Annotated in this window: 7 protein-coding genes; 1 reads left to right on the top strand and 6 read right to left on the bottom strand. The window is 71.3% G+C overall.

Annotation, left to right across the window (positions count from 1 at the left end; genetic code table 11):
- Positions 1–293 precede the first annotated feature (293 nt).
- The 3 genes from E4T13_RS13915 to E4T13_RS13905 are packed head-to-tail and all read right to left on the bottom strand — an operon-like array spanning position 294 to position 3,098.
- Complete coding sequence (locus tag E4T13_RS13915) at positions 294–1,211, bottom strand: prephenate/arogenate dehydrogenase family protein (protein WP_240791128.1); 918 nt, start codon at positions 1,209–1,211, stop codon at positions 294–296.
- Positions 1,201–2,289, bottom strand: coding sequence for a histidinol-phosphate transaminase (gene hisC / locus E4T13_RS13910; protein WP_137178889.1), 1,089 nt, complete (start codon positions 2,287–2,289; stop codon positions 1,201–1,203). The genes E4T13_RS13915 and hisC overlap by 11 nt, the downstream gene beginning before the upstream one ends.
- Positions 2,290–2,321: 32 nt before the next feature.
- Positions 2,322–3,098: a chorismate mutase gene (locus E4T13_RS13905; RefSeq protein WP_137178888.1), complete on the bottom strand. Its 777-nt coding sequence runs from the start codon at positions 3,096–3,098 to the stop codon at positions 2,322–2,324.
- A 115-nt stretch (positions 3,099–3,213) separates the two neighbouring features.
- On the opposite strand from E4T13_RS13905, the gene E4T13_RS13900 reads away from it, so the two are divergent.
- On the top strand, positions 3,214–4,353 hold the full coding sequence (locus tag E4T13_RS13900; protein WP_137178887.1) for a homoserine O-acetyltransferase: 1,140 nt from the start codon (positions 3,214–3,216) through the stop codon (positions 4,351–4,353).
- 10 nt (positions 4,354–4,363) lie between these two features.
- Here E4T13_RS13900 and moaB read toward each other — a convergent pair whose 3' ends face one another.
- From moaB to E4T13_RS13885, 3 genes are all read right to left on the bottom strand, one after another.
- Positions 4,364–4,903, bottom strand: coding sequence for a molybdenum cofactor biosynthesis protein B (gene moaB / locus E4T13_RS13895; protein ID WP_137178886.1), 540 nt, complete (start codon positions 4,901–4,903; stop codon positions 4,364–4,366).
- 68 nt (positions 4,904–4,971) lie between these two features.
- Positions 4,972–6,540, bottom strand: coding sequence for a lytic transglycosylase domain-containing protein (locus E4T13_RS13890; RefSeq protein WP_240791127.1), 1,569 nt, complete (start codon positions 6,538–6,540; stop codon positions 4,972–4,974).
- 380 nt (positions 6,541–6,920) lie between these two features.
- Positions 6,921–7,709, bottom strand: coding sequence for a uracil-DNA glycosylase (locus E4T13_RS13885; RefSeq protein WP_137178884.1), 789 nt, complete (start codon positions 7,707–7,709; stop codon positions 6,921–6,923).
- Positions 7,710–7,788: the final 79 nt, after the last annotated feature.

Below are 7,788 nucleotides of genomic sequence, written 5' to 3'. Positions count from 1 at the left end.
AAGGTCACAGGTTCAAATCCTGTCCCCGCATCCATCTTGATTTGCACCAACAACGCCTCGGCAACATCGCCGGGGCGTTTCTGATTCCGAGCACCCTTCCGCCAGCCGGAGAAAGGCGCTGATCCGTGGCCGCCCGGCCGCGAGCTTGTCATGTCGCTGACGTCCTCGCTCAACGCAAGCGCCGCGCCGCTCGAAACGGAGAACGCGCCTTCGCAAGCGTCGCTCTCACCGCCTTCACGCTTGCGGCAAAGGCGGGCGCGGGAGGACCGCGTCGCCACCCCACCCCCGCAGCCTCACGCCTGGTGACGCTCGATCAGACCGCGGCGGATCTTGCGGCCGCGGTTGATGCGGTCCTCGATGTAGTCGGCGTGGCCGTAGCGCACAGCGCGGCCAAGCGCGTGCGCGTCTTCCACAAAGCGGCCGAGCATCTCCAGCAGCGCCTCGCGGTTGTTGAGGAACACGTCGCGCCACATCGTGGGGTCGCTCGCGGCGATGCGCGTGAAGTCCCGAAAACCGCCGGCAGCGAACTTCAGAACCTTCTCCTTCGTCTCCTCCGCCAGATCGTCGGCGGTGGAGCAGATCGTGAAGGCGATCAAATGCGGCAGGTGGCTGACGATGGCGACGATCTTGTCGTGCGTCACCGGGTCCAGCGTCTCCACCATGCTGCCGCAGCGGCGCCAGAGCTCCGCGATCTTCTGCACCGCCTGCGGGTCGCTGCCGGGCAGCGGCGTCAGCATGGTGTAGCGGCCCTCGAACAATTCGGCGAAGCCCGCATCGGGGCCGGAATGCTCCGTGCCGGCCATCGGATGCGCGGGCACCAGATGCACGCCCTTGGGAAGCAGCGGCGTCAGGTCGCGGACCACGCTGCCCTTGGTGGAGCCGACATCGCTGACGACCGCGCCCGGCGACAGATGCGGCGCGATCTGCGCCATGACGCCGGCATAGGCGCCGACGGGAATGCAGAAGATGACGCCGTCCGCGCCCTCCACCGCCTTGGCCGCATCGGGCTCGACGACATCGGCGATGCCAAGCTCGCGCACGCGGTCGAGCGTCGCGGCGCTGCGCGCCGTGACGACCAGCGTCCGTGCGATGTCGCCGCGCGACTTCGCGATGCGCGCGATGGAACTGCCGATCAGGCCGACGCCGATCAGGCAGAGCCTGTCAAAGATCGGGCCGGGCGGGCCCTGGAAGGGCGGCAGGTCACTGGCCACGGGCGAACGCCGTCAGCGCCTCGATCACCAGGCCGTTCTCCTCGGCCGTGCCGATCGTCACGCGAAGTGTCTGCGCCAGGCCGTAGCCGCCCATGGCGCGCACGATCAGCCCGCGCGACCGCAGATGCGTATCCGCCGCCTTGGCGCGCGCGGCGTCGCCGAAATCCACCAGCACGAAATTGCCCTCGCTCGGCCAGACCTTGAGCCCGGCCTGCGTCAGCGCGACGCTCACCCGCGCGCGTTCGGCGGTGTTGTGCGCGACGGACTTCTCCACCCACTCAGGCTCCGCCAGCGCGGCGATGCCGGCGGCCATGGCGGCGGCGTTCACGTTGAAGGGTCCGCGAACGCGGCCCAGCACGTCCACGATGGCCGGCGGCGCATAGCACCAGCCCAGCCGCATGCCGCCCAGGCCGTAGATCTTGGAGAAGGTGCGCGTCATCACCGTGTTGCCGCCGCCGGCATCCACCAGCTTCGCGCCGGCGTCGTAGTCGGGGCGCGTGACGTATTCGGCATAGGCGGAATCCAGCACCAGCAGAACGTCCTCGCGCAGGCCTGCGCGCAGCCGCTCCATCTCCGACTGCGGTAGGATGGAGCCGGTGGGGTTGTTCGGATTGGCCAGGAACATCAGCCGCGTGCGCGGGCCGACCGCGGCGAGCAGCCCGTCCACATCCGCCGTGAGGTCCTTCTCCGGCACCTTGATCACGCGGCAGCCGGCCCAGCGCCCCGTCAGGTCGTACATCATGAAGCCGTGGGCGGACATCACCAGCTCAGTGCCCTCCCCGCCATAGGCGAGGATCAGCATGGCCAGCAGTTCGTCCGAGCCGTTGCCGCAGACGATGCGCGCGGGATCGAGCCCGAAGCGCGCGCCGATGGCCTCCCGCAGCGCGCCGGCGCCGCCGTCGGGGTAGCGATGCGCCTCGCGTGCCGAGTCCGCGATGGCGGCGATCGCGGCCGGCGGCGGGCCGAAGGCGCCCTCGTTGGAGGACAGCTTGATGATCCGGTTGACGCCCGGGATCTTCGACTCGCCGCCGACATAGGGCTCGACCGACAGGACGGAGGGGCGCGGCATCACGGTCATGGCGGCAGGCCTTGCAGGCTTCGATGGGGATGTCAGGCGGCGAGGGGGGCGGCGTAGGCGCCGAGCACGCTGGCGCCGAGCGACGCGAGGCGGGGATCGCCGGCGTTCAGCATCCCCGGCAACTCGGCCAGCAGCAGCCCGTCCTCGCGGGCGATCTCGACGGGCGTGAGGCCTGCCGCGGCAAGGCCGGCGGCACCGCTGACCGGCACGCGGACCAGGCTGTGGTCCTCGCCGGAGGCATCGGGTTGCGTCGGGGAAAGCAGGAAGACCGTGGTGCCGGCGCCGAGGAAGGGCAGGCGTGCAACGACATGCAGGCGGGAGGGCGTGTGCGTGCGCCACCATCGCCCGGCGGCGGGCAGTGCGACCAGCGCGGCCGTTCCGGCCTCGAAGGCGGCGATCGCCGCGGCCTCGTTCCCGCAGCGCCTGATGGGGGCGGCCAGGCCGAGATGGGCGCGCAGCACCTCCACCCCGTCTTCCGGCAGCCAGGCGGCGACGCTGAGCGGTGCCTGCATGCTGGTGGTGGCGGCCAGCAATTCGCGCCACAGCCGGACCAGGGCGGTGCGGGGCAGCTTGCCGCCATGGCGGCCGAGCAGGCGGCGCAGGATGGCCGCCTCCCGCCCCGGACGGATCGCCGGGCCATTGCCCTTCGCTCCGCTGGCGGCCAGCCGCGCCACGACATCGGCCCGCCGCATGAGCAGGTCGTGCATCGCGTCGTCCAGCGCGTCGATCTCCGCCCGCAGCGCCGCGATGGCGGCGTCGGTGGCGGGCATGGTGTCGTTGCGCGGCTCTGGCGTGGTTGTGTCGGGCATGCTGGTCCGGTTCCGCCGGTTGAATAGAACCGCCGGCCCCCGGCGCCAAGGCGGCGGTTGCCCCGCCCGCGCGGCGCGCCTATTCCTGCGGCCCCCGCAAGACCCGCCAGAAGGGATGACCGAGGCCCTCGCCCCCACCCAGCCGATCGCCCATCAGCGCGTCCTGTTCGAGGACGGGCTCGCGCTGGATTGCGGGGCGGTGGTGGCGCCGCTGGCGGTGGCGTATCGCACCTATGGTACGCTGAACGCCGCGCGCAGCAATGCGATCCTGGTCTGCCATGCGCTGACCGGCGACCAGTATGTGGCGGAGAAGCACCCGCTGACCGGCAAGGCCGGTTGGTGGGAAACCATTGTTGGCCCTGGGCTTCCGATCGACACCAGCCGCTATTTCGTGATCTGCGCCAATGTCCTCGGCGGCTGCATGGGCTCCTCCGGCCCGGCCGAGCCGAAGCCGGATGGCAGCGGCCTCTGGGGGACGGATTTCCCCTCCGTCACCATCCGCGACATGGTCCGGGCGCAGAAGCGCCTGGTGGATCATCTCGGGATCGGGCGGCTGCTGGCGGTGGTCGGCGGCAGCATGGGCGGGATGCAGGTACTGGAATGGGCCGCGACCTACCCGGACATGGTCGTCGCCGCCGCGCCGATCGCCACTGCGACATACCATTCCGCTCAGAACATTGCCTTCCATGAGGTCGGCCGCGCCGCGATCCATGGCGACCCGGACTGGATGGGCGGCCGCTACTGGGAGGACGGGCGCATTCCCGCCAAGGGGCTGTCCGTCGCGCGGATGGTCGCGCACATCACCTATCTGTCGGAACAGGCGCTGGGCCGGAAGTTCGGCCGGCGCCTGCGCGGCGCGAGCGCGCTCACCTTCCTGGAAGACGTCTTCGAGGTGGAGAGCTACCTGCGCTACCAGGGCAGCACCTTCGTCCGCCGCTTCGACGCCAACAGCTACCTGACCATCACCCGCGCGATGGACTTCTTCGATCTCGGGGCCGAGCACGGCGGCGACGTGGCGGCGCCGTTCCGCGGCACGCAGACGCGCTTCCTGGTGGCGTCCTTCAGCTCCGACTGGCTGTTCCCGACCGCCGAGAGCCGCGCGATCGTGCGCGCGCTGAACGCAGCGGCGGCCAATGTCTCCTTCGTGGAGATCGCGACCGACAAGGGCCACGACGCCTTCCTGCTGGATGAGCCGGTGTTCCATCGCGCGCTGGGCGGCTTCCTGCGCGGCGCGGCGGAGCGGGCCGGGGTGTAGCGTCCGGCCGCTACGCCGCGCGCAGATGTTCCTGCAGCCGCGGCATCAACTCGACCAGGTTGCAAGGCTTGTGCCGGCTGTCGAGCTGGAACAGCAGGATGTCGTCCCAGGCATCCTTGCAGGCGCCCGTGCTGCCGGGCAGCGCGAACAGATAGGTCCCGCCCGCCACGCCGCCGATCGCCCGCGACTGGATCGTGGACGTGCCAATCTTGCGGTAGCTCAGCATGCGGAACAGTTCGCCGAAGCCCGTGATCTCCTTCTCCAGCACGCGGGCGAAGGCTTCCGGCGTCACGTCGCGCCCGGTGATGCCGGTGCCGCCCGTCGTGATCACGCAATCCACCTCCGGGTCGGCGATCCAGCGGCGCAGGATGCCCTCGATGATCGGCGCCTCGTCGCGGCAGATCTCGCGTGCCGCGAGCCTGTGCCCGGCCGCCTCGATACGGCTCGCCAGCGTGTCGCCGCTGCGGTCGGAGGCGAGGTCGCGCGTGTCCGAGACGGTCAGCACCGCGATGTTCACGGGCAGGAAGGTCAGGCTTTCGTCGATCGGCATGGCGGTGCTCCCTTGCCGAACAGGATAGGCGCGCCGCGCCTCCCGCCAAAGGGGCGCGGCGCAACCCGTCAGTTGCGCCGCCGCACCATCGCCGTCACCTCGGACGCCTCGGTGAAGCGGGGGAACTGCCCGGCGGCCAGCGCATCCAGGCTCGGCGCCGGCAGGCCGAGCCGCGCGGCATAGATCCAGGAATAGGCCAGCACGCGCTGCACGAAGCTGCGCGTCTCCGTCACCGGGATGCTCTCGATGAACAGGAAGGGATCGGTGCGGTGGCGCACGGCCGGCAGCCAGCGCGCCAGGTTGCCCGGCCCATTGTTGTAGGCGGCGAGCACCCGGATCAGGTCGCCATCCACCTGGTCGTGCCGGGCGAGATAGGCGACGTAACGCTGGCCCACTTCCAGCGAGAAGGCCGGGTCGTGCAGCCGCCGAACACCGGCCCCGCGCAGCGAGGCGTCACCGGTCACATAGCTGGCCGTCGCCGGCATGATCTGCATCAGCCCGCGCGCCCCGGCGGGGGAGACGGCCTGCGGGTTGAAGTTGGATTCCTGCCGCGCCAGCGCATAGAGCAGCGAGGGGTCCACCCGGAAGCCGTTCAGCGGCCGCAGCTGGGGCAGCGGGAAGCGGGCGAAGTCGCGCGGCCTGCCATCCGCGCTCTGCTGCAGCGAGGCGAGCTGCGCCGCCAGGTCCGTCATGTTCGCCTGGGACGCGATGGCCAGCATCGCCCGCATCACGCCGGCATTGCCCTGCACGCGGGGCCAGAGGGCGCGCATCTCGCGCTCCGCCCGGTCGGCCTCGCCGATCTGCAGCAGCGCCAGCGCGCGCCAGCCCGCGGCGCTCTCGGCAATCGCGGCCGCCTCGCCCTCGCCGGCGAGCTCGCGCTCCCAGGCGAAGCCCATCGGCAGGCCGAGCAGGCGCCGCGCGACGAGGCCGTAGAAGGTCCGGGGCTCCTGCGAGGCCTGCATCATCCAGGGCACGTAGCCCTGCGGTCGCCGCGCCTGCACCGAGGCGCGGCCGGTCCAGAAGGCCGCCGCCGAGCGCACCGCCGGGGAGGCCGCCTCCGCCCGCGCCGCGGCTTCGAAATAGGCGAGCGCCAGATCGGGCCGCTCCATGCCCCAGGCGGCAAGGCCCGCGATGAAGGCCGGGAATCCCGTGCCGCCGGCATTGCGGGCGGCCTCGCTGGCGACGCGGAAGGCTTCCTCGTCCTTGCCGGCCTGCAGCAAGGCCTGCGCGACGTCGCCCTTCAGCAGGGCCGCATAGGCGGTGCTCGCGCGGGACCGCGCGATCGCATTCAGCGCCGCCGAAACCTGCCCCTCCCGCGCACGATCGCGCACGGTGCGGTCGAGCGCCGGGTTGCGCGACACGCTGCGGGCGGCGGGTTCGGTCTCTTCCGGCACCACCTCGCCGCTCTCGGGCAGGGCGTTGCTGACGGGGGCGGGAGGCAATTCGGTGCCGCGCGGCGCCTTGCGCACCAGCAAAGCATGCACCGCCGGCGCATCCGGGTGGTCGGCATAGTCGGAAAGCCAGGCGAGCAGGTCTTGGGTCTGCACGGCATATCCGCGCGCCCAGCGGTCGGCCAGCACATGGCCGAGCAGGCGACGGTCATCCAGCCGTTCGGTCTCGCGCGCGGCCTGTGCCATCTCGCCCCGCGTCTGCAGGTCGAAGATGCGACGAAGCCGCGCCGCATCCGACGGCGCTAGGGGTTGCGGTAACCCGGCGACCCCACCCTGCAACGCGGGACGGGGAACGCTCATGGCGGTCTGGTCGGCCCGTTGCCCGAACGCAGGGACCTGAGCCCCCACGATCATCGTTGCCCCAACGAGGAGCAGCAGCGTCAGACGACGGGTGCTGCGAACCGGGCGGGGGCACCGGGCCATGGGGCAGATCGCTCGCATGGCGCCCTTCCCCTACAGGCCGATGTTAAGGGGTGGCAACCCCTCAAACGCGCCGAATGCTCGTGTCGTGAGACGCTACTTAACGAATCAGGGAGTTCCGCGGCGACCTTAACAAATTTTTTCGCTCATTCCGGTGCCACGGAGCCGTCCAGGGTCCGTCGCAGCAACAGCAGGTCGGACCAGGCATCCCTCTTCGCCGCTGGGCTGCGCAGGAGATAGGCCGGATGCAGGGTGGCGAGCGCCGGAAGACGGCCGAGGCCCTCCACCTCCAGCCCGTGCCAGCGGCCGCGCAACCGCGTGATGCCGTCCTTCGCCCGCAGCAGCGTCTTGGCCGAGACGCCGCCCAGCAGCACCAGGTGGCGCGGCCGTATCAGGGCGATGTGGCGCAGCAGGAAGGGCAGGAAGAGCATGATTTCCGCATCCGTCGGCGTGCGGTTCCCCGGCGGTCGCCAGGGCAGGATGTTGGTCAGGTAGAAGTCACGCTCCCGCTGCAGGCCGATGCTGGCCACCATCCGGTCCAGCAGCCGGCCGGAGACGCCGACGAAGGGCTTGCCCGCGCGGTCCTCGTCGGCGCCTGGCGCCTCGCCGATCATCATCAGGCCGGACGCCGGATTGCCATCCGAGAAGACCAGGTTGGTGGCGGTGTCGCGCAGCGTGCTCTCGGTGGCGGCGATGGCGTCCTTCAGCGCATCCAGGCTGTCGGCCTCACCGGCGAGCTTCGCCGCGGCCGCGGGGGCGGGCACCAGGGCCAGGGGCGCCACCACGACGGCAGCCGGCCGCGCGGGCACGACCGGACGCACGGGCGCGGCCGGCGGCGGCGCGGCGAAGCGGTCCACCGGCAGGGCCTCCAGCGCGTCATCCGCGCCCCATTCGAGCTGCAGCCTGAGCGCGGCGAGCAGCGCCTCTCTCTCCATGCCCGCGATATCGGCGCTGCGCGGGGTTCCGCGCAATGGCCCCCAGGGCTAAATGCCGGGCAGCCCCAGGAACGCCGGA

This window comes from Roseomonas sp. AR75 (assembly GCF_005222815.1).
Taxonomy (GTDB): domain Bacteria; phylum Pseudomonadota; class Alphaproteobacteria; order Acetobacterales; family Acetobacteraceae; genus Falsiroseomonas.
Note: the sequence above shows the minus strand (reverse complement) of the source record. Positions and strands in the feature narration are given on the sequence as shown.